The following is a 21,003-nucleotide window of genomic DNA, read 5'->3' on the forward strand; positions in this document are numbered from 1 at the left end:
GTCGAACGAAAGTTCGACCTAGAAATCCTTGTCGACCCTCGGGGCGACCCAGGAAACGATCACCGTGACCAGCAGGGCGCCCGCCAGGACCCAGAAGTTGGTCAACACCCCAACGGTGAACGCACCGAGCACGCCGAGGACGACGACGCCGAGTCCGAGATAGATCTTCAGCGACCGGAATTCGCTTTGGCGCAGCATCGTTCCCCAGAGGTTGCGCGGCAGACTGAGCGCCAACCGCCCGAACATGACCAGCACGACGATGCACCCGACACCGGTGACGACGCGCGCCGCCGAACTCGGCTCATTCGGATGGTTTCGCTCGATTTGGACCGACAGCCACAGCGCGGCCCACGCTGCGACCGTCGCCCAGCTCATCCACTGGCGCACCGTCGCCGTGATCGCCTTGCGGACGCTATCGCCGATGTGCGGATCCAGCTCTGCGGCTTGGGTGAACCCGGCCAGCGCCCCGGCCAGGTCCCGCCTGTGCGCGCGATTCACCGCGATGTTGTGCAACGCCCTCGCGTGTCCGGGTTGCAGCCGCAGCGCCTCCTCGTGCGCGGCCGTCGACTCCGCCCGTCGACCCAACAGGCCGAGGATGTTGCCCTTCAGGTCGTGGGTGTCGGCGTCGGCCGGCGCCAGGCGCAGCGCCTCCTCTGCCGCAGGCAGCGCCGACGCTGGATCGCCCGCGGTGGCCAGCAGCCGGGCGTACTCGTAATGCATCGCGTGATCAAACGGGGCTGCGTCGACCGCCTTTCGCGCCCACGTCAACGATTCCCGTCGGCGCCCCAGCTCACCCAGGATCGACGCGTAGATGCTCATCGCGTATGCGTCTTCGGGGGCGTGGGCTATCGCCTTGCACGCGCTCTGCTCGGCGGCCTTGTTGTCGCCGAACAAGTGCTGTGCCCGAGCCAACTCGGTCAACAACCTCGAGTTGTGCGGATAGTGCGCGAGCGCCGAGCGCAACACTTCCTCGGCACGCCGGTAATTCCTGGCCTCCACATAGGTGTTGGCCAGCGTGATCGCGTCAGCGATGTCCGACGGCGACGTCATCGAAACTTCCTGCGGCGCATGTACTTTGCCAATTCGTCGTAGGCGCCGTCGCGGTTGCCGAACTCGACGACGTTGCGGGCGATTTCGAACCACTCACCGCCGCTCGGCCGGATCTCGGCCATGGCCGCGTGGATGTCGCTCATCGAGATCGGCCGGACCTCACCCGAGCGCACGGAATCGGCCATCGCCAATTGTGTTGCGGTGTCGCAGATATGGGCGAGGTCTGCTCCGGTGAATCCGTCGGTGCGCGAAGCGATCGACTTGAGATCGATCCCTGCCACCGGGCGGTCACGCAGGTGAATTCTCAAGATCTCCATACGCGCCTCGGTGTCCGGCAGCCCGACGAAGAGCATCCGGTCGAAGCGGCCAGGCCTGCGCAGCGCCGCATCTACGTCCCACGGCGCATTCGTCGCCCCGAGCACGTAGACACCGCTGTTATCGGAAGTGGCCGGATCCATCTCGGCGAGAAGCGAATTGACCACCGTGCGGTGCCCGGAGCCACCCTGAAGGTTCGCCCGCCGCATGCCCAACGCGTCGACTTCGTCGAAGAACAGCACGCATGGTGTATTGCGTCGGGCCACCTCGAAGATCTCGTGCACGGCCCGCTCGCTGTCGCCCAACCAGCGGCTGAGCACATCAGCGATGCCGATCGGGTAGAAGTTCGCGTCGAGTTCGCCAGACACCGCCCTTGCGAGAAACGTCTTGCCGCAGCCAGGCGGTCCGTACAGCAACAGTCCGCCTCGAGCCGAAATCTTGTAGGCCCGCATCAGTTCCGGATTACGAATCGGCCCCAGCAGCGATACGTCGAGCCGGTCCTTGACGTCCTTCATGCCTGCGACGTCGGCAAGCTTCACGTCGCTTGGCGACAGCACGTCGCGGTCGCGCTCGTTTTCGATGTCGGGCTCGTCGCTTTGTTCGACGAATGCCGGCTCGATGATGTCGGCGACCTGTTCCTCGGCGGCCGACCAGTCGAACGCTGACTTCTCCCCTGCCGGAGCGGCCATTGCGGCAGTGCATCGCTGCAGCAACGCCAACGCCGCGGCGTGCGCCGGGTCTTTCGTCAGCGCCGCGCTGCAGTGCGTCAGCGCCTCGGCGTAGCGCCCGTCGGCCAGCAACAGCTCAGCGAGGTGCAGCCGCAGTTCTACGGCGTCCGGATTGCGTTCGACCGCGGCGGACAACTCGCGAATCAGCGCGTCTTCTGCCACCGATTACCCCCCATTCCCTGGGGTCTGATGGTACTAAGCGGCAAGCTCGACTAACACTTATTAATTCAAGGATCCAGCTACCACACGCGCACCCAGTCGATGAGCATGTCCGCGGGATAGCTCCCCCCACTCGGGTCGCCTCCGCCGGAGCCGGCGACCGCGAGGTCCAAGACGGGCGACAGGGTGAAGCCGGGATCGTTGAACTGCCAGGACGGCAGGGAGTGCGCAGGCACGGTGAAGTACGGCTGGGCGCCGTCGGTGTAGTCCTTCCAAAACCGCATGCCCGCGTCGTCCCACGTGCATCGCCACGTGTGCCAGGCGCTGTCGACCGAGATGGTCTGGCTCGAATGTTCACCGCCGTTGAGCTTGGCGTGCACCGCTGTGCCGGGAGCCCAGCTGCCGTTGCCGTACCACTCCATGATGTCGACTTCGCCGCCGTTGACGGGGTTGTCGTTGGACAGATACCACGCCGGCCAGCAGCCCGGGGTCAGACAGTTCAGCTTGATCCGGGCTTCCCAGGTGTGGCCGATGCCGCCGTAGAACGTGCTGAACACCTTGCCGCTGTAGAACGTGTTGCCGTCCTTGGCGGCGTGAAAGACGAGGTTCGAGTTGCCGTCGAGGTAGACGTTGCGACGGTCGTTGCGGTACTGCCCGACGTGCTCGGGCAGCTCCCAGTACGTCGGGTCCTGCATCGACTCGCGGGCTTTTGCCACCAGCCACTTGGACGGGTCCGGTGCCGAGCCCGCCGGCCCGTCGAACTCATCTTGGAAGATGTACGTCGGCTGCGTGCCACCGGGCGGCGCCGCCGACGCCGTCGGAACGCGGATCGCGGCGCCCACCGCGCCGAGTCCTGCCATCACCATCAGATCGCGACGATTCAAGTCAGCCACGCCTGCGATGAAACCATGCCCGGCATTCTCGGCTCCGCTCTGGGCGTATTCGCGACCGCCTTTCGGCCGATTTCCTGTCGGTACGCTGGACGCCATGAACGGGGCCTTGCTCGTGCTCATCATCGTGGTCATCGGCGCTATCGCGTTCGCCGTCTACAGCTCGTCGAAAGCTTCGGGCAGGCGCAACGCGGCCTCGCTGGACGACGCGAAGGCCGATGCGCGGCGGCTCATCGAGCGACTGGGCGGACAGGTGCTGAACCTGACGGGCACCGACGACGCGTCCAAGCAGGCGATGGCCGACGCCTCCGAGCGCTACACCGCCGCGTCCTCACAGATCGATCAGGCCACCACCGTGCGACAGGCTGCGCTGGCGAAGGAAAGTGCGATCGAGGGGCTGTACTACGTGCGCGCCGCCCGCACCGCGATGGGCATGGATCCCGGACCGGAATTGGAGTCGCTGAGCGGACAGCGGTCCGCGGGAGCCGTGACAGAGGATCGCCGAGTCAACTACGAGGGCCGCGAAATCGAGGCCTCACCGACACCGTCGCCGCGCACGCCGAACTACTACCCCGGTGGTCGGGTGGCCGGGCGTCCCGTACCGGCGGGCTGGTACTCGGAGCCGTGGTGGAAGACAGCTCTGGTCGCGGGCGCGTGGGGTGTGGGCTCAGTGCTGTTGTTCGACGCGTTGTTCGACGGCATGCACGGAGTTGATTACGGCGCACAGGGTTTCGAGAGCGGCTACGGCGACGGGTACTCCGACGGTTTCGCCGCTGCGCAGGACGGCGGCGGTTTCGACGGTGGCGGCGCCGACGCTTCGGGCTTCGACGGATACAGCGGCGACGGCGGTGGTTGGGACGGCGGCGGCTTCGACGGCGGCGGGTTCGACGGCGGCGGGTTCGACGGCGGCGGCTTCGGCGACTTCTGACGTCGATGGCCGCATACGTCATCTCCGAGGTTGAAGTCCTCGACGAGAGCAGCTTCGAGCAGTACCGCAATCTCGCAAAGCCGTCGATAGAGAAGCACGGCGGGCGCTACCTGGTGCGCGCGGCGCTTCCCGAAGCGGCAGAAGGAGATTGGCCGCCGCAGCGACGGCTCGTCATCGTCGAGTTCCCCGATATGGAAACCGCGCGGCGGTGGTACTCGTCAGAGGACTACGCGCAGGCGTTGACGTTCCGCGACCGTGCGCTGAGCCGACGCCTCACCTTCGTCGAAGGCATCTAGGGCGGCAACGCTCAGTTGTCAGGGGGTGCCGCCGCTGCCCCCACTGCCGCCCGCGCCGCCGGAGCCTCCGGAAGTGCCCGACGACCCGGTGCCTGGCGAACCGCCCTTGGCCCCAGTGCCCGACGTGCCGCTACCGCTCTTGCCGCCTGCGCCGCCCGCGCCACCGGTGCCGCCGGTACCTCCGCTGCCATCAGGGCCCGCCGCGCCGGTCTTGCCGCCGGCCGCGCCGCCTGTACCGCCCGTACCGCCGGAGCCGCCCATGCCGCCGGAGCCACCGCTGCCGCCGGCCCCTGCCGTTCCGCTGCCGCTGGCGCCCTTCCCGGCCGCGCCGCCGTCACCGCCCGCGCCGCCACTGCCGCCGGTGCCGCCGGTGCCACCGGAGCCGCCGTCACCGCCGGTGCCGTCGGGCGAACCATCGGTGCTGCTCGCGCCGCCTGCGCCACCGTTTCCACCGTTGCCGCCGGAGGCGGCGTTGCCGCCGTTCCCCCCGCTGCCGCCGGTGCCGCCGCTGCCTCCGGTGCCGCTGAGCAAGCCGCCGCTGCCGCCCGATCCGCCGCTGCCGCCCGCGGTGCCGTTGCCGCCGCTGGTGCCGGTCGCGCCGTTGCCCGCGTCGCCGCCCCAGCCGCCGTTGGTCGGGGACACCCCGCTCAGGTCAGAACCACCGGCACCACCGTTGCCGCCGTTGCCTCCGTTGGCCAGGGCATCGCCGCCGTCGCCGCCGTAGCCGGCGTGCGTCAGGGGCGTCCCGGCCCCGCCGTCGCCACCGTTGCCGCCGTTACCGCCGAGGGGTCCGCCGTCGCCGCCGTCCTTCCCGAGAGACCCAGGCTCCGGTCCTGGCACGCCGTTCGCACCGTTGCCGCCGTTCTGCAGGCCGACGCCGTTCTGCCCGGGCGCCGCGGTGTTCGACGTCGTCGGGTTCACGGCGTTCGTGCCGTTGGCGCCGTTGCCACCATTGCCGCCGCTGCCGCCGTTGCCGATGAACAACCCACTGGCACCGCCGTTGCCGCCGTTACCGCCCGCGTGCGTGGCGTCGCCGTCGGCGCCGTTGCCGCCGTTGCCGCCGTTGCCGATCAGGAATCCGCCGCGGCCGCCCGCGCCGCCGCTTGCGCCGACGCCGGTCGCGTTGAAACCGTTGCCGCCGTTGCCAATCAGCAGACCGCCATTGAAACCGTTGGGGTGTGCCGCGGTGCCGTCGGCGCCGTTGCCGATGAAGATGTTCACGATCGGAATGCCGCCGGCGACATCGAGGAAGGGCTGGGCCGTCGCCAGGCTCGCCGTCAAGCTGTCGCCCAATCCCGCGCTGTCGCCGGCAAGGCACTCGTCACCCGTCGTCGTGCCAACGATGCACCCGAAGAGACCATTCGGCGTCGGCGCCAACGGTGCCGCGTGCGCTTCGCCGGGCATGGCCAACAGTGCCGCGGCGGGAGCGCTCAGGACGAGGCCGGCCCCGCCGACGGCGACCGCCGTCGCGACCAGCCGACGCGACTTCGCCTGCGCGCGGTGACGCCCGTTGCCTCGATACCGACGGTGCTTCGACATGGGAACCCCTTTGACGACGCGATGCCTGGCCGTCCGCAAAGGTAACTCCAGCAACCAAGAGAATGTTGAAGAATGCACCAATTATGTGTCCGCCCGGATGGGCCCGACTTCCAATGGCTGGCCGACGGTTGATCCGTCGGTACTTTCCTATAAGCGGCGCTCACTGGTGGAAACCTGAGGTCCATTATGCAAAACGGCACTAGCCGAGGCTTGCTGGATTAGACAACTGATTTGCCGTGCCATTCGGGCGCCGGAGCAAACAGAGTTTATTTGCATTGCCGATAATTTTTCAGCGCTGACAGGTCGGGCACCAAAACAGATTGCGGCCCTCGAGTTCGGCGGTGCGGATCGTCGTTCCGCACACGCGGCAGGGCTCGCCGGCCCTGCGGTAGACGTAGGTGCGGGGCCGGTTCGGGGCGTACGAGGGCAGGCCGTGGTCGTCCTCGGGGCGCATGACGATGATCTTTCCCCGGCGCAAGCCGACCTTCATCAGGTCGACCAGATCGGTCCACATGGCGTCGAACTCTGCCTCGTCGATGTGCGTACCGATGCGGTACGGGTCGATCCGATGCCGGTACAGCAGTTCGTTGCGGTACACATTGCCGACACCCGCGATCACCGTCTGATCCATCAAGAGTGCGCCAATTGGCCTGCGGGACTTCGTGATTCGCATCCATGCCAGGAAGCCGTCGGCGTCACGCCGCAACGGGTCCGGGCCCAGCTTGGCGACCACGTCGGCGACCTCGGGCTCCTCGATCACCTCGCACACCGTCGGGCCGCGCAGGTCGGTGCCGAATTCGGTACCGATCATCCGCATCCGCACCTGGCCCACCGGAAGGGGCATCGGTATCGGCAGTTCGGTGAATGTGCCGTACAAACCGAGGTGCACATGCACCACGCGGCCACCCTCGTAGTGGTGGAACAGGTGTTTGCCCCATGCGGTGGCTTTCTTCAACACCCGTCCGTTGACCGACGCAGCGCCGTCGACGAACCGGCCCTGTGGGCTGGACACCATCACAGGCGCCCGGCCGAACCGGCGTTGATGCAACCGGGCTAGCCGGTGCAGGGTGTGACCTTCCGGCATACCTACGCGGGCGCGCCGGGCACCGGCGGCGCGACGTGAGTCTTCTCGTACTCGGCGAGGATGTCGATACGACGTTGGTGCCGTTCGGCTTTCGACCACTGGGCCGCCAAGAACGCGTCGATGATCTCCAGTGCTTGCTCGACGGTGTGCATCCGACCGCCGATGCCCATCACCTGTGCGTTGTTGTGCTCGCGGGCCAGCGTTGCGGTCTCCACACTCCACGCCAGCGCGCAGCGCACGCCGGGAACCTTGTTCGCGGCTATCTGCTCGCCGTTGCCCGAGCCGCCGATCACGATGCCGAGGCTGGCGGGGTCGGAAACGGTCTTCTGCGCGGCTGCGATGCAGAACGCCGGGTAGTCGTCCTCCGCGTCGTACGCGTAGGCCCCGCAGTCGATCGGCTCGTGGCCGGTCTTGCGGAGGTGCTCGATGACAGCCTGCTTGAGTTCGAAGCCGGCGTGGTCAGCTCCCAGGTAGACGCGCATGGCGGTCATTCTGGCAGAGGGTGCGCCCACCCCTGCCGCGAGCGCCCGTGTTTGTGCGCGACACGCCGCGAGATGTCGGCATTTTGCGGTCGCTCGCGCCAAAGGCGGACGCGCCTAGCCGACTGTGATCGCGTCGAGCCTCTCCTTGATGAACGTCGACGACGTCACCGGCTCCAGGCCCGACACCCGTCCGATCGGCGGCGCAAGCGGCGTGACGAGCGCGTCGTGGTTGGCCTCGTAGAAGTAGACGAGCGAGACCAGATCTTCCTCGGGCGCGTGCGGTTGCGGCGGCAGCACCCGATGACGACCCGACGGCCAGCGCCGCCCGCTCCAGTACTCCAACAAGTCGCCGATGTTCACGGTCAGCGCATCCGGGTCATACGGTGCGTCGGTCCACCCGTCGTCGTCCGAATACACTTGCAGGCCACCGGCACCCGGCTCGCGGTCGAGGATGGTCACCGTGCCGAAGTCGGTGTGCGGGCCGATGCGGAACTGACCGGGCTCGGGTTCGCCGACGACGCTCACGGGCGGGTAGTGGTTGATGTTCATCGTCCATGTCGGCCTGCTGGCCAACGTCGCGAAGGGGTTCTCCGGCAGCCCGAGCGCATAGGCGAACAGGGCCAACAGATCGTCGGCAAGCCCACGCATGGCTGCGGTGTATTCGTCGACCAGCAACTGCAGTGAAGGCACTTCGTCCGGCCAGACGTTGGGCGCGAACCAGATTCGGTCCACCTCGGGGTCGCCTGTCGCGGTCTCTGCGCCGAGGCTGTAGCTCTCCTTGAGGTCCGGCGGCGTCTCCGTGCCCTCGGCATACGCGTTGGCTTCCACTCCTGGTGGCAGCCAGCCGTGTCCAGCGACCGGGACTGAGTACCGGCGTTTGATGTCATCGGGCAGGGCGAAGAACTCCCGCGCTGCGGCGCGCACCCGCTGTGGCAGCGCCGGATCGACCCCGTGTCCGGTGACGAGCAGAAAGCCGGCGCGTTGCAGACCTTGATCAACAGCAGCGGCTACCTCGGCGGCCGTCGCGCCACCCTCGTGCCAGTGCGAGATGTCAACGGTCGCAATCACTCACTCACTCTCCCAATGCTCTTCGCGCAAGCGCTCATCGCCCTATATCTTCGTTCCACAGTTGCGGGTTGGCCGCAATGAACTCCGCCATCATTGTCACGCATCGCTCGTCGTCAAGGATCGTGACCGAGGTGCCGTGTTCGGCCAGCCAGTCATGCCCACCGGTGAAGGTGCGGCTTTCACCGATCACGACCGCCCCGATGTTGAACTGACGCACCAACCCGCTGCAGTACCAGCACGGCGACAGCGTCGTCACCATCACCGTCGATCGGTAGTCGCGTTGCCGACCGGCGGCACGGAACGCGTCGGTTTCGGCGTGCACCGAAGGGTCATCGTGCTGGACCCGTCGATTGTGACCGCTGCCGAGCAACACGCCGTCGGCGCTGAACAACGCGGCGCCGATCGGAATACCGCCTTCCGCCAAGCCTTTTCGCGCTTCCTGGTAGGCGACCTCGAGCATCGCTTCGGCGTCCATCTCAGACAGCGGCCCGCTCCGCGGCGATCTTCGACCGGCACAGCACCAGATAGGCGGCACCGGAGAGCAGGAAGCCGACGAAGAACGTGACATCACCGAGCGCCGGATATGTCTTGGCTACCCAGCCGACGAACTTCTCCTGGTTGGAGAACAACGCCACCGACACCACCAGGCCAATGGCGAACGCCAGCAGCCCATTCCAATTGGCGTAGGAGCGGTCGTAGAGGAAGCGCGCGACGATCTGGTTCTGGCGCAGGTATTGGTCGGCGAACATCACGCCCAGCCACGGGCCGATCCAATACGCGATGATCAGCAGGAACGCCTCGTAGCTTTGCGCGGCATCGGGCAACGCCCACCAAGCCACCAGGAAGCCGGCCACACCGAAGAACACGGTGACAAGAGCCCTCGCGATGTGGTGGGGCAGCTTGATACCCAGCGTCACGAAAGCCATTGCGCCGGAATAGATGTTGATGGCATTGGCCGCGACCGCGCCGATCGCGATCGCCAACAGCGTCGCCTTGGCCAACGGCGAGGCGAGCTGGCTGGTGAACGATGCGGTCGGATTGTCCAGGGTGTCGCCGCCGATGGTGACGGACGCGGCGCCGACGGCCTCGAGGAACACGCAACTGAGAAACAGGCCGGCGGCCGCGAAGAAGCCGGTGGCCCTGGTCGAAACCGTCGCGGGCAAATAGCGGGTGTAGTCCGCGGCATACGGCGTCCATCCGGCGGCGTAGCCGAACGCGGTGCCGACGGTCAGCAGGAAGCCGCCCATGCCGCCGACACCGCCGGCGGCGGCAGGCGCGCCGAAGTGCGACTTGGACAGGATGACCACCGACGCGATCGCGAAAATCACCGCGAGCACCGGGAACGTCCACTTCTCGAATGCCTGCACGAGGTTGTGCCCGAAGAACGCGAGCCCGGTCTGCAGCAGCACGATGATCAGCAGCCCCACCAGCGGCCCGAACCCGAACAGCGTGGCCAGCGCGTACGCGCCGCTGACGCTGTTGGTGGCGAACCATCCGACCCCGGCGGTCACCGACATCAACACGGCGGGCAGCGCATTTCCCTTGAACCCGAACGCAAGTCGACCCAACACCATCTGCGGCACACCGTGCAGCGGCCCGCGGGCGGACAGGAAGTAATGCGCGATCGCGCCGAGACCGGTGCCGATGACGATGCCGAGCACGGCCTGCCAGAACGTCATGCCGAAAACGGCGACGGACAGCACGCCGACGAAGATCGTCGCGAACTCGAGATTGGGCGAGGTCCAGGTCCAGAACAACTGGCTGGGCTTGCCGTGGCGGTCAGCCTCGGCGATGTATTCGTTGCCGCCTGGTTCGACCGCGGCGACTTGGTCGCGGTAGGTGCCGTCGGTCTGGACGGTCGGTTCGGTCAGTGTCACCGTCATACATTCATCCCCGCGACCCTTCCTCGCAACCGGAGTAAACCCGCCGGAAACAAACCGGCGGCACAGCAAGTTGCTAGCCCACGTGAAGACACTCGTGGTCAGCGCAAGCCCGCGCGATGACGGCAACTCCCATGTCCTTGCCCGCTCCGCGATCGAGGGCGCCCACTCAGCCGGTCACGAAGTCGAGCACGTCTTTCTCGACGACTACGTCGACCGCATGCTGGGCAACTGCCGGCGGTGCCGGCTGGCGGACGGCAGCTGCTCGCTGGACGACCGCTACTCCGAGCTGCTGATCGACCACATCCTGCCCGCCGACGGCATCATCTTCGCGATGCCGCTGTACTTCTACGGCATGCCCGCCCGGCTGAAGACGGTGTTCGACAGGCTGTTCTGCTACACCGCGAACAGCTCGCCGCTGCAGGATCAAGTCGTCAGCGAGATCATGGACAAGCGCGTCGGCGTGCTGATCTCATGCGAGGAGAGTTACGTCGGTGCCACGCAGGGCGTCGTCGCGCAGTTTCAGGAGCTGACCCGATATCTGCGTCAGGATCTCGTCGGCGTCGTCGTCGGCAACGCGAACAGCCGCGGCGAAATCGTGCGCGACCCCAGCGATCCGCTGTCGTGCGCGCGCGATCTCGGCGCGCGGCTGTTCGATATCCGCGTCACCGACTACCGGCTGGACACCGCGCGGTCCAACCGCGTGTGGGACGAGCCAGCCTGACTCAGTCGAACGTCGGCGCCTCGGTGCGGGTGCGCTTGAGCTCCCAGAAGTGCGGGTAGGACGCGAACGTCACCGAGGCGTCCCAGAGCTTGCCGGCTTCCTCGCCGCGCGGGATCTTCGAAAGCACCGGGCCGAAGAACGCGACACCGTTGACGTGGATGGTGGGAGTGCCGACGTCCTCGCCCACGGCGTCCATGCCTTCGTGATGGCTCTTGCGCAGCGCCTCGTCGTACTTGTCGGTGCTCGCCGCCTCAGCCAGTTCGGCCGGCAGGCCGACCTCTTCGAGGGCCTCTTTGATCACGACGTCGAAATCCTTGTTGTCCTGATTGTGGATCCGCGTGCCCATCGCGGCGTACAGCGGCGCCAGGATCTCCGAGCCCTTGGCCTGTTCGGCTGCGATGGCCACCCGCACCGGCTTCCAGGCCTGCTTGAGGCCTTCGCGGTACTGCTCTGGCAGGTCCTCTTTGTTCTCGTTGAGCACAGCCAGGCTCATCACGTGGAAGTTGACCTCGATATCGCGGACCTTCTCGACCTCCAGGATCCAGCGCGACGTGATCCAGCACCACGGGCACAGCGGGTCGAACCAGAAATCCGCAACCGACTTTTCAGCCATGACTGTTTGGTCCTCTCGGTAGTTGGACAGAAATCCGTTCAGCACAACCCTGCAGCCAATCAACGTGTTCCCGCTGCCACCCGGTTCAACGACCAGCGCCACAATCGGCCCGCCGGCTTCTTCGGTGACGGGCCGATTGTGTCGGTCGAGTGGTCAGCACTCAATCGCACGGCGAACTCAGAAGTACGTCGTGGCCTTGGTGCTGGTGCCGTTGTCGCACGTGATGGTCACATTCCAGTTCCGGAACTGCGGGATGGCCGGAACGATTTTGAGGTTGTACGTCGAGTTGGCCGCCAACGCGAAGCTGCGGTTCACGTTGTCTGTCACGTACGTGCACTGCGAGGAGACACCGCTGCGGTCGGTGATGCGCGCCTGCAGGCCGCCCAGGATCGGATTGAAGGTGACGGTGGGTCCAAGCTTGGGCGGTGGTGGCTGGTTCGGTGGCGGCGGAGCGGCTTGCCCATTCGAACAACCCGACACGACGATGTGCGCGCCTTGCTGGTTCTGCAGTTTGTTGCGTGCACCTTGTTGGGCGACTTGAAGCGACGCGTCCGACGCCGCCTCGATTTCCCCGTAATCATTCGCCGCAGCGGCGGCGCACGCATTCTTCGCGCTGATCTCGAACACGCACTGACCCCCACCGTTGTCCACGCAGTTGGAAAGCGATGCGTGGGCGGCCTGATCGTTGTCCGGTCCGATTGACATGCCGCCAACCGTCTGGACAGGAGGAGCGTCGTTGAGGTACCCGACGGACAGCGCTACATAGGCGTCCGCCGCTGCGTTGGCCGGGGTCGCCGCGCCGAGCAGGCCGGCGACGGCTCCCGCGGTCGCGAGCATCACGCTCGATTTGATGCGCACTTGACGTCGTGAGGCTTTGCTGATGGTCATGATCGATTCCTTTGGCGGTCGTGCGGCCCGGTTGGCCGCATTCACCCGATAAGGGCCGCCAATGGGGCGAGAGGGGACGCTTTTTTGAAGGGTCCCTAGCTGCCACGCGACTCAAAGACTCGGCGCAAAGGACACGCATAGTGTGCAAACGGTGACCTAACCGTGTTGTCTATGTGACTGCTGTCAACCAGTGTTGTTTCCGTGAATAAAGCGAAACGATATTCGACCGTGACTTTGGTCGGGGTCGCGACGGCACTGAGCCTCGCGGCACCGGCGTCCGCCGACCCCGTCACCAACAACAACTTCCTCAGCGCGCTGACCGACGCCGGCATCGGCTACGGCGATCCAACCAACACCGAGCAACTCGGCCAGTCGATCTGCCCGATGCTGGTCGAGCCGGGTAAGAACATGGCTTCGATCTACTCGACCGTCTCCAACAACGGCATCAACCCCGCGATGGCGTCGTTCTTCACCGGAATCGCGATCTCGATGTACTGCCCGCAGATGATGTCCTCGATCGGCAACGGCACGTTCCTCAACTCGCTATCCGGGTTGCAGGGAATCCCTGGCCTGTCCGGAATACCGGGAATCTAGTCACACGTCGGCTCGGGCCGCCGCCAAGCCAGGGCGGCCACTAGGTTGGATGCGTGGCACTTCCTAATCTGACCCGCGAGCAGGCCGTCGAACGCGCCGCCCTCGTCACCGTCGACAGCTATCGGATCACCCTCGACCTCACCGACGGCGACGGGAAACCAGGCGAGCGGACGTTCCGCTCGGTGACGACGGTCGAGTTCGACGCGCTGGCCGGCGCCGACACCTACATCGACATCGCAGCCGACACGGTCCGCAGCGCCACCCTCAACGGGCGCAGCATCGACGTGTCGGGTTATGACGAGTCCACCGGCGTCCGACTGGAAGGGCTCGCCGAACGCAACGTGCTGGTGATCGACGCCGACTGCCGCTACTCGAACACCGGTGAGGGCCTGCACCGTTTCGTCGACCCGGTCGACGGCGAGGTGTATCTGTACTCCCAGTTCGAAACCGCCGACGCCAAGCGGATGTTCGCGTGCTTCGACCAGCCCGACTTGAAGGCCACGTTCGACGTCATGGTGACCGCGCCCAAGCATTGGCGAGTCATCTCGAACGGCGCCAGCGGACACGTTCATGGCGTGGGCGATGCGCACGAGCACACCTTCGTCACCACACCGCGAATGAGCACCTACCTCGTCGCGCTGATCGCCGGGCCCTACGCGCACTGGACCGACACCTACAGCGACGACCACGGCGACATTCCGCTCGGCCTGTACTGCCGCAAGTCGCTTGCCGAATTCATGGATGCCGACCGGCTTTTCAAGCAGACGAAGCTGGGTTTCGGCTTCTATCACAACAACTTCGGCGTTCCCTACGCATTCGGCAAGTATGACCAGCTGTTCGTGCCCGAATTCAACGCTGGCGCAATGGAAAACGCAGGCGCGGTCACGTTCCTGGAGGACTATGTCTTCCGCAGCAAGGTGACTCGCGCGTCATACGAGCGGCGCGCCGAGACCGTACTGCACGAGATGGCGCACATGTGGTTCGGCGACCTCGTCACGATGCAGTGGTGGGACGACCTGTGGCTCAACGAGTCTTTCGCGACGTTCGCCTCGGTGTTGTGCCAGGCCGAGGCCACCGAATTCACCGAGGCGTGGACGACTTTCGCGAATGTGGAGAAGTCGTGGGCCTACCGGCAGGACCAGCTGCCGTCGACGCATCCGGTGGCCGCCGACATCCCCGACCTGGCCGCGGTCGAGGTGAACTTCGACGGCATCACCTACGCCAAGGGCGCCAGCGTGCTCAAGCAGCTCGTCGCCTACGTCGGGCTGGAGGAGTTCCTGTCGGGTCTGCGGGACTACTTCCGCGACCACGCCTTCGCCAACGCGACATTCGGGGATCTGCTTGGCGCGCTGGAGAAGGCGTCGGGCCGGGACCTCTCCGGCTGGGGGCAGCAGTGGCTCAAGACCACCGGGCTCAACACGCTGCGGCCCGAGTTCGACCTCGACGCCGACGGGCGGTTCACCCGCTTTGCGATCACGCAGAGTGGGGCGCAACCGGGCGCCGGTGAGACCAGGGTGCACCGCCTCGCCGTCGGGATCTATGACGACGACGGCAGCGGCAAGCTGGTCCGTATCCACCGCGAAGAACTCGACGTCGAAGGCTCAGTGACCGATGTTCCTGCGCTGCAAGGAGTTTCACGCGGTAAGCTGATTCTGGTCAACGACGACGATCTGACGTACTGCTCGCTGCGTCTCGATCCGGAGTCGTTGCACACCGCACTCACCCGCATCGCCGACATCGCAGACCCGCTCCCCCGCACGCTGGCCTGGTCAGCGGCGTGGGAGATGACGCGCGAAGCCGAGCTCAAGGCTCGCGACTTCGTGGCGCTGGTGATCAGCGGCGTGCACGCCGAAACCGAAGTGGGCGTTGCCCAGCGGCTGCTGTTGCAGGCGCAGACGGCGCTGAGCGCCTACGCGGACCGGCAGTGGGCGACCGAAAACGGTTGGCCTGCATTCGGGGATGCACTGCTGGATCTGGCTCGCGAGGCGGCGCCGGGCTCCGATCATCAGCTGGCGTTCGTCAACGCGCTGTGCGCATCGGTGCTGTCGCCCAACCACGTCGCCGTGCTGTCGACACTGTTGGACAACGAGCCTGCGGCGGTGAACATGCCGGGTCTGGTGATCGACACGGATCTGCGCTGGCGCATCGTCACGGCGCTGGCCGCGGCGGGCGTCATCGACGCCGACGGCCGAGACACCCCGTTCATCGATGCAGAAGCCGAGCGCGACCCGACCGCGGCAGGCAGGCGGCATGCAGCGGCGGCAGTGGCGGCGCGGCCACAGGCTGCGGTGAAGGCCGCGGCGTGGGAGCAGGTGATCGAGGACGACACGTTGCCCAACATCACCGCGCGCGCGATCATCGGTGGTTTCGTCCGCCCCGGACAGGAAGAGGTGCTGAAGCCGTTCAGCGCCAAGTACTTCGATGCCATTTCCGGTGTGTGGGCGCGGCGGTCCAGCGAGGTCGCGCAGACGGTGGTGATCGGGTTGTATCCGGCGTGGGATGTCAGCCAAGGCGGTCTGGACGCCGCTACGCGGTTCTTGGACGACTCTGACGTGCCCCCGGCGCTGCGGCGCCTGGTGCTCGAAGGCCGCGCCGGTGTGGAGCGCGCACTGCGGGCCCGCGCGTTCGACGTCAGCTGACGCCCCCAACTACGGCGAGCGTGCGCGTCTGTACGCCGACACGCCGTGTCTGGCGTACATTTCGCGCACGCTCGTCACCCATACGCTTTATGAATGGCAGTCAGTCGCAGTCGTCGGGCCAGGGCTGCGCGCAAGCGGAAGCGTCGGCTCGGCGCCGTGGTCAACGATCTCACTGCCGACCAGTGGGCAGCAATCCAGGCCGCCTGGAACGGCTGCGCCTACTGCGGCGCGACCGACACTCCACTGCAACGCGACTGCGTCATGGCGATCTCGCGCGGCGGCCGGTACACGATCGACAACGTCGTACCTGCCTGCGCGTCCTGCAACACCAGCAAGTGCAATGAAGAAGTCACCACGTGGCTACGCCGCAAGCGCCTCGACGAGCGCATGTTCTTGACGCGCTACGTCGAAATCCGCACGGCGCTAACCGGGTGAACGTTCACCGCGAGCGACCGCGTTTGCACATCCACTCGCGGCGTTTCGCCGTACAGACACGGTCGCTCGGCCGAAAGGGTCAGGCCTTGGAGACGCCGGCGCTCAGCACGCGGACGGCGCTGATCAGGCCGTCCATCAGGTTGCCCTCTTTGAACGACGCAGCGGCCGCCGAGACGCCGAGCGGAGCGGACTCCTCGATGCCGCGACCCTGCACATCGGCGCCGTAGACCACCTCGATCGCACGCTGGTTCGGCGAAACGGCAAGCAGCACGGCGTTATTCGGTGTCGGCACCTTGGCGAGGATCTCGCGTGCCGTGGCTGCGGTGTCCGCGCCGAGATCGCCAAGGTAGACAGCGAAGCGTGCGCCGGCATAGCGCGAGCCGTACTGCAGCGCGTCGTCGAGAACGACCAAGTCCTTCACCGGGAAGGGGTAGCTCACCGACACCTCGCCGGGCTCGGTGACACCCGAGATCCGGCCGCTGGTGGTTACGACGTATCCGCGCGGCAGTTCTGCCGGAAGCGCAGAGTCGACGACCGCGACTTCACCACTTGCCACTTGCGCCGCCTCCTACCGTCAGGTGCGAGCCATGGCCACCGTGGCCGTGCTCGGCTGGCTCGTCGGACGCCCACAGAATCGGCTCGTGCGTCCACGTCTCAGTCAACTTGTAGGTCTCCGGGTGCGGACCCTTGCGCTTCTTGCCGACACCCCAGATGAGCGCGATCAACACCAGCAGTACAACCAGCGGAACGCCACCGAGCAGGGAATGAGTCAATGCGATGCTCACGTCGCAAACCGTACAACAACGAGCGACTAGGCCGCGCCCTCACCCAGGTATCGCACCCATGCCGGGTCGAGTTCCTTCACCGACGACAGCAACCGCCAGTGCTGACCCTTCGGCGGCACCGGCGTGGCGCGCAGCGTCCAGCCCAGCTCGGCGAGCAGCCGGTCGGCCTTGCGGTGGTTGCACGTCGAGCAGGCCGCCACGCAGTTCTCCCACGAGTGGTCGCCGCCGCGGCTGCGAGGCACCACGTGGTCGACGGTGTCGGCCTTGCCGCCGCAGTAGGCGCAGCGAAACCGGTCGCGGTGCATCAGCGCGGCCCGCGTCATCGGGATGCGCGCCCGGTACGGGACCCGGACGTAGGAATGCAGCCGGATCACCGACGGCACCACGATCGACCTGGTCGCCGAGTGGATCACCGGGCCGTTCGGGTCGTCGTGCACCACGCTGGCTTTGCCGCACATCAGCATGATGACCGCCCGCCGCATGGGCAGAGCGGTCAACGGTTCGTAGGTGGAATTCAGTAGTAGTACTCGCCGGCGGCCCCAGATCGAAGCCTCGTTCGTACTCGGTGGATGGGTGTCGACGCTGTGCAAGACGCGCGACTGCGCGTGGGCTATCGCGGGCCCGGATAAGCCCGCCGCGGCCGGGTGGTGCCGGTGGCCGCGACTCTTCTTGCGCTGCGCCATACGTCCTCCGAGAAGACAGTCCACCACGGATTGCGGACAATCGCACGACAATTCTGCCCGTGTTCGCTGGTCGCTCCAGTGAACAGTCGGTGACCTCACCCGTTGGCGGCCCGCAACCTGGGAACTGGACAATGGAGCGCGTGACCCAGGCTCAGCGCTCGTTCTACGACGAAGTCGGTGGCCACGACACCTTCCACAAGCTCGTGTCGCGGTTCTATCAGCTGGTCCGCGAGGACGAGATCCTGCTTCCGCTGTATCCCGCCGACGAGCTCGACGCCGCCGAGGTGCGGTTGCGGATGTTTCTCGAGCAATACTGGGGCGGCCCGCGGACGTACTCGGATCAGCGCGGCCATCCCCGGCTGCGGATGCGGCACGCCCCGTTCAAGATCGGCTACATTGAGCGCGACGCGTGGCTGCGCTGCATGCACACCGCCGTTGCGGAGATCGATTCACAGACGCTCGACGACGAGCATCGACAGGAACTGCTCAGCTACCTGGAAATGGCCGCGCATTCGATGGTGAACTCCCCCTTCTGATGACTGACCCGTCCCCAAGGCCGTGGTGGTCGCACGCGCTGTTCTATCAGGTGTATCCCCGGTCCTTTCAGGACAGCGACGGGGACGGCGTCGGCGACCTCGACGGCGTGACAGCCAGGCTGGACTACCTCAAGGCGCTGGGCGTCGACGCGATCTGGCTCAACCCGGTGATGGTCTCGCCGATGGCAGACAACGGCTACGACGTCGCGGACCCACGTGATGTCGACCCGCTGTTCGGCGGCATCGATGCGCTGGACCGGTTGACCGATGCCGCGCACCGGTTGGGCATCAAGGTGACGATGGACCTGGTGCCCAACCACACCAGTTCGGCGCATCCGTGGTTTCAGGCGGCGCTGGCCGCGAGTCCGGGCAGCGACCAACGCGAGCGCTACATCTTCCGCGACGGCACCGGGTCCGGCGGTGTTCATCCGCCGAACAACTGGGTGTCGATTTTCGGCGGCCCGGCATGGACGCGCGTGGTCGAAGCCGACGGTAATCCCGACCAGTGGTACCTGCATCTGTTCGACGCCGAGCAGCCGGACTTGAACTGGGACAACCCCGAGGTGTTCGACGACCTGGAGAAGACGCTGCGGTTCTGGCTGGAGCGCGGCATCGACGGTTTCCGCATCGACGTCGCACACGGCATGGCCAAGCCACCGGGCCTACCGGACATGGAGGTCATCAAGGCCGAGGTGCTGCTGGCCGACATGGACGACGACCCGCGGTTCAACAACGACGGCGTGCACGAGATCCACCGCCAGATCCGCCGGGTGTTCAACGACTATCCCGACGCCGTCGCGATCGGCGAGGTGTGGGTCTACGACAACGAGCAGTTCTCCCGATATGTACGCGAGGACGAGTTGCATCTCGGTTTCAACTTCCGGCTGTTGCGCGCAAAATACGAGGCAGCCGATATCCGCAGTGCGATCGAGAATTCGCTTGCCGCAGCGGCTTTGGCGGATGCGGTGCCGACCTGGACGCTGGCCAACCACGATGTCGACCGCGAGCCGACGCGCTACGGCGACGGTGAGATCGGCTTGGCCCGCGCGCGTGCGATGGCGCTGGTGATGCTCGCGCTGCCGGGGGCGGTGTTCATCTACAACGGCGAGGAACTCGGACTGCCGAACGTCGACCTGCCCGACGGGGCGCTGCGAGACCCGGTCTGGGAGCGGTCCGGACACACTCGTCGCGGCCGCGACGCCTCGCGGGTGCCGATGCCGTGGGACGGCGAGGTGCCACCGTTCGGCTTCTCGTCGAATGCCGACACGTGGCTGCCCCTTCCGGCGGCATGGGCCGCGTTGACGGTGGAGAAGCAGCTGCCCGACGAGGGCTCGACACTGTCGTTCTTCCGGCGGGCGATCGAATTGCGCCGCAGCCGAGCCGAATTCAACGGCACGGCCGTCGAGTCGCTGGACACCCCCGCCGACAGTGTGGCCTTCCGCAACAGCGGCGGGTTGGTCTGCGTCGTCAACACCGGCCGTCGGTTGATTCCACTGCCCGCTGGCAAACTGCTGCTCGCCAGCGGCCCGTTGACTGACGGGCTGCCGCCGAACACCGCCGCCTGGCTCGTCTAACTAACGCGAGCGTGCGCAAAATGTACGGGTTTAGCGGCGTGTCGACGTGCAGACACGCACGCTCGCGGCAGGGAAGTCAGCGCAATACCAACGCGGGGTCGCCGCGCCTGCGGTACACCGATCCGAAGCGGGCGTCGATGCGCAACCACGACGGCAACGTGCGCACCCGGACGATCTCGTCGGCGGCGACGGTACCCGGATCGAGTTGCTCTGCCGACTGTGGCAGGAAACCCATTGCGGTCAAGGCGAATACGCAGCGCATCGGAACTCCGACGCTCTCGTCGCCCGAACTGACCGCGACCACCTCCTGATCCAGCAGCGACGCCGGGGGTCCGTGCGAGCTCGAGTGTTCCTTCGCCAAGGCGACGCCTCGCTGCGCGAGGTCAAGCACCACGCGCGCCGGCACGTCGTCGAGATGGACGAAGCCGGTCTCTGGCGGGAGCACACCACGCCACGCTGAATCCATCGGAAACCCGGGATCGACGTAACCGTCGCGTTCCATCGCCGTCAAACCGCTGGCCAGCGCGTCGGCCCCGGCGCTCAGGTCGTTCGGCTTGAGCCGCCCATGCACGACACGGCTGGCCAACACGTCGAAACCCGTTGCCACCCAAGCGACCACCAGGCCCCCTGCCCGCTCCCGCAACCGGATCACGGCGGCATCGTCGAGGCGCAACGCCCGTTCGGTGAACGTCTGCAAATCCTCGCGGTGTGTGGCATCGTCGAGCCAGATTCCGCGTTCGGGTGAGCTCATCGAAGATAGCGCTGTAGATACTCGCGCTGCACGGGCGAAAGCCGTTCCAGTCGTTGCTCTTTGATGTGCACGGCGGCCAGCTGGGTCTCGGCGATCACCGCGGGTTTGGAGTCTGCGCCCTTCCGAACCGAGCGCACCTCGTAGCCGATCGTGAAGTCCACGGCGCGCACCCGCTTCGAAAACATCGTCACTTGCAGCGGCGAATCCCTGAGCCGAAGCTGACCCTTGTACAGGATCTTGACCTCGTGAATCAGCAGCCCGATTTCCTCGATCACAGCCTCGAACGGCTCACGCAGAAAAGGAATTCGGGCCTCTTCGAGGATGGTGACCATCGTGGCGTGGTTGATGTGCTGATACATGTC

General features: G+C 66.3%; 24 protein-coding genes. 8 read left to right on the forward strand and 16 right to left on the reverse strand.

The window, feature by feature from the left end; genetic code table 11:
• Positions 1-18: 18 nt before the first annotated feature.
• The 3 genes from GGC64_RS15985 to GGC64_RS15995 form a co-directional block, all read right to left on the reverse strand.
• Positions 19-1,050 carry a lipopolysaccharide assembly protein LapB gene (locus GGC64_RS15985; RefSeq protein ID WP_192723460.1) on the reverse strand — a complete coding sequence of 344 codons (1,032 nt, stop codon included), beginning with the start codon at positions 1,048-1,050 and terminating at the stop codon, positions 19-21.
• Positions 1,047-2,255 (reverse strand): ATP-binding protein, encoded by a 1,209-nt coding sequence (locus GGC64_RS15990; RefSeq protein WP_192723461.1) that lies wholly within the window; start codon positions 2,253-2,255, stop codon positions 1,047-1,049. Before GGC64_RS15990 ends, GGC64_RS15985 begins: the two co-directional genes overlap by 4 nt.
• 77 nt (positions 2,256-2,332) lie before the next feature.
• Positions 2,333-3,118 (reverse strand): family 16 glycosylhydrolase, encoded by a 786-nt coding sequence (locus GGC64_RS15995; protein WP_225951998.1) that lies wholly within the window; start codon positions 3,116-3,118, stop codon positions 2,333-2,335.
• Positions 3,119-3,239: 121 nt separating this feature from the next.
• Between GGC64_RS15995 and GGC64_RS16000 the strand changes: the two genes are divergently transcribed.
• Positions 3,240-4,070: a DUF1542 domain-containing protein gene (locus tag GGC64_RS16000; protein ID WP_192723463.1), complete on the forward strand. Its 831-nt coding sequence runs from the start codon at positions 3,240-3,242 to the stop codon at positions 4,068-4,070.
• A gap of 5 nt (positions 4,071-4,075) precedes the next feature.
• Positions 4,076-4,366: a DUF1330 domain-containing protein gene (locus GGC64_RS16005; protein WP_192723464.1), complete on the forward strand. Its 291-nt coding sequence runs from the start codon at positions 4,076-4,078 to the stop codon at positions 4,364-4,366.
• A gap of 18 nt (positions 4,367-4,384) precedes the next feature.
• On the opposite strand, the gene GGC64_RS35165 is transcribed toward GGC64_RS16005, so the two are convergent.
• From GGC64_RS35165 to GGC64_RS16035, 6 genes are all read right to left on the reverse strand, one after another.
• Positions 4,385-5,905 (reverse strand): PGRS repeat-containing protein, encoded by a 1,521-nt coding sequence (locus tag GGC64_RS35165; RefSeq protein WP_304611097.1) that lies wholly within the window; start codon positions 5,903-5,905, stop codon positions 4,385-4,387.
• A 289-nt stretch (positions 5,906-6,194) separates the two neighbouring features.
• Positions 6,195-6,989: an Fpg/Nei family DNA glycosylase gene (locus tag GGC64_RS16015; RefSeq protein WP_192723465.1), complete on the reverse strand. Its 795-nt coding sequence runs from the start codon at positions 6,987-6,989 to the stop codon at positions 6,195-6,197.
• A 2-nt stretch (positions 6,990-6,991) separates the two neighbouring features.
• Positions 6,992-7,471, reverse strand: coding sequence for a ribose-5-phosphate isomerase (locus GGC64_RS16020; RefSeq protein WP_192723911.1), 480 nt, complete (start codon positions 7,469-7,471; stop codon positions 6,992-6,994).
• Between the two features lie 114 nt (positions 7,472-7,585).
• Positions 7,586-8,539 (reverse strand): isopenicillin N synthase family oxygenase, encoded by a 954-nt coding sequence (locus GGC64_RS16025; protein ID WP_192723466.1) that lies wholly within the window; start codon positions 8,537-8,539, stop codon positions 7,586-7,588.
• Positions 8,540-8,573: 34 nt separating this feature from the next.
• The gene (locus GGC64_RS16030; RefSeq protein WP_192723467.1) at positions 8,574-9,014 is read right to left on the reverse strand and encodes a nucleoside deaminase; all 441 of its coding nucleotides are present in this window, start codon (positions 9,012-9,014) and stop codon (positions 8,574-8,576) included.
• A gap of 1 nt (position 9,015) precedes the next feature.
• Complete coding sequence (locus tag GGC64_RS16035; RefSeq protein ID WP_192723468.1) at positions 9,016-10,422, reverse strand: cytosine permease; 1,407 nt, start codon at positions 10,420-10,422, stop codon at positions 9,016-9,018.
• Between the two features lie 82 nt (positions 10,423-10,504).
• On the opposite strand from GGC64_RS16035, the gene GGC64_RS16040 reads away from it, so the two are divergent.
• Positions 10,505-11,143, forward strand: a complete 639-nt coding sequence (locus GGC64_RS16040; RefSeq protein WP_192723469.1) for a flavodoxin family protein — start codon at positions 10,505-10,507, stop codon at positions 11,141-11,143.
• 1 nt (position 11,144) lies between these two features.
• On the opposite strand, the gene GGC64_RS16045 is transcribed toward GGC64_RS16040, so the two are convergent.
• Both GGC64_RS16045 and GGC64_RS16050 read right to left on the reverse strand, forming a co-directional pair.
• Complete coding sequence (locus GGC64_RS16045) at positions 11,145-11,756, reverse strand: DsbA family protein (RefSeq protein ID WP_192723470.1); 612 nt, start codon at positions 11,754-11,756, stop codon at positions 11,145-11,147.
• Positions 11,757-11,933: 177 nt separating this feature from the next.
• The gene (locus GGC64_RS16050) at positions 11,934-12,644 is read right to left on the reverse strand and encodes a DUF4189 domain-containing protein (protein ID WP_192723471.1); all 711 of its coding nucleotides are present in this window, start codon (positions 12,642-12,644) and stop codon (positions 11,934-11,936) included.
• 228 nt (positions 12,645-12,872) lie between these two features.
• Here GGC64_RS16050 and GGC64_RS16055 point away from each other — a divergent pair, with 228 nt between their 5' ends.
• From GGC64_RS16055 to GGC64_RS16065, 3 genes are all read left to right on the forward strand, one after another.
• Positions 12,873-13,238 (forward strand): DUF732 domain-containing protein, encoded by a 366-nt coding sequence (locus GGC64_RS16055; RefSeq protein ID WP_192723472.1) that lies wholly within the window; start codon positions 12,873-12,875, stop codon positions 13,236-13,238.
• A 53-nt stretch (positions 13,239-13,291) separates the two neighbouring features.
• A complete protein-coding gene (gene pepN / locus GGC64_RS16060; protein ID WP_192723473.1) occupies positions 13,292-15,877 on the forward strand; it encodes an aminopeptidase N in 2,586 nt (861 codons plus the stop codon).
• A gap of 93 nt (positions 15,878-15,970) precedes the next feature.
• Positions 15,971-16,312, forward strand: a complete 342-nt coding sequence (locus GGC64_RS16065) for an HNH endonuclease (protein WP_192723474.1) — start codon at positions 15,971-15,973, stop codon at positions 16,310-16,312.
• Between the two features lie 79 nt (positions 16,313-16,391).
• Here GGC64_RS16065 and GGC64_RS16070 read toward each other — a convergent pair whose 3' ends face one another.
• The 3 genes from GGC64_RS16070 to GGC64_RS16080 are packed head-to-tail and all read right to left on the reverse strand — an operon-like array spanning position 16,392 to position 17,780.
• Entirely contained in the window at positions 16,392-16,868 is a 477-nt protein-coding gene (locus GGC64_RS16070) for a DUF5130 domain-containing protein (RefSeq protein WP_192723475.1), read from the reverse strand.
• On the reverse strand, positions 16,855-17,097 hold the full coding sequence (locus GGC64_RS16075; RefSeq protein ID WP_192723476.1) for a hypothetical protein: 243 nt from the start codon (positions 17,095-17,097) through the stop codon (positions 16,855-16,857). The genes GGC64_RS16070 and GGC64_RS16075 overlap by 14 nt, the downstream gene beginning before the upstream one ends.
• A 26-nt stretch (positions 17,098-17,123) precedes the next feature.
• On the reverse strand, positions 17,124-17,780 hold the full coding sequence (locus tag GGC64_RS16080; RefSeq protein ID WP_192723477.1) for an HNH endonuclease: 657 nt from the start codon (positions 17,778-17,780) through the stop codon (positions 17,124-17,126).
• Positions 17,781-17,911: 131 nt separating this feature from the next.
• On the opposite strand from GGC64_RS16080, the gene GGC64_RS16085 reads away from it, so the two are divergent.
• Positions 17,912-18,316 (forward strand): globin, encoded by a 405-nt coding sequence (locus GGC64_RS16085; RefSeq protein WP_192723478.1) that lies wholly within the window; start codon positions 17,912-17,914, stop codon positions 18,314-18,316.
• Positions 18,316-19,890, forward strand: a complete 1,575-nt coding sequence (locus GGC64_RS16090; protein WP_192723479.1) for an alpha-amylase family glycosyl hydrolase — start codon at positions 18,316-18,318, stop codon at positions 19,888-19,890. Before GGC64_RS16085 ends, GGC64_RS16090 begins: the two co-directional genes overlap by 1 nt.
• A gap of 76 nt (positions 19,891-19,966) precedes the next feature.
• On the opposite strand, the gene GGC64_RS16095 is transcribed toward GGC64_RS16090, so the two are convergent.
• Together GGC64_RS16095 and GGC64_RS16100 are read right to left on the reverse strand one after the other, a co-directional pair.
• A complete protein-coding gene (locus tag GGC64_RS16095) occupies positions 19,967-20,641 on the reverse strand; it encodes a hypothetical protein (protein WP_192723480.1) in 675 nt (224 codons plus the stop codon).
• The gene (locus GGC64_RS16100; protein ID WP_225952003.1) at positions 20,638-21,000 is read right to left on the reverse strand and encodes a thioesterase family protein; all 363 of its coding nucleotides are present in this window, start codon (positions 20,998-21,000) and stop codon (positions 20,638-20,640) included. Before GGC64_RS16100 ends, GGC64_RS16095 begins: the two co-directional genes overlap by 4 nt.
• Positions 21,001-21,003 lie beyond the last annotated feature (3 nt).

The organism is Mycobacterium sp. OAS707 (assembly GCF_014873705.1).
In the GTDB taxonomy this organism is placed as follows: Bacteria; Actinomycetota; Actinomycetes; order Mycobacteriales; family Mycobacteriaceae; genus Mycobacterium.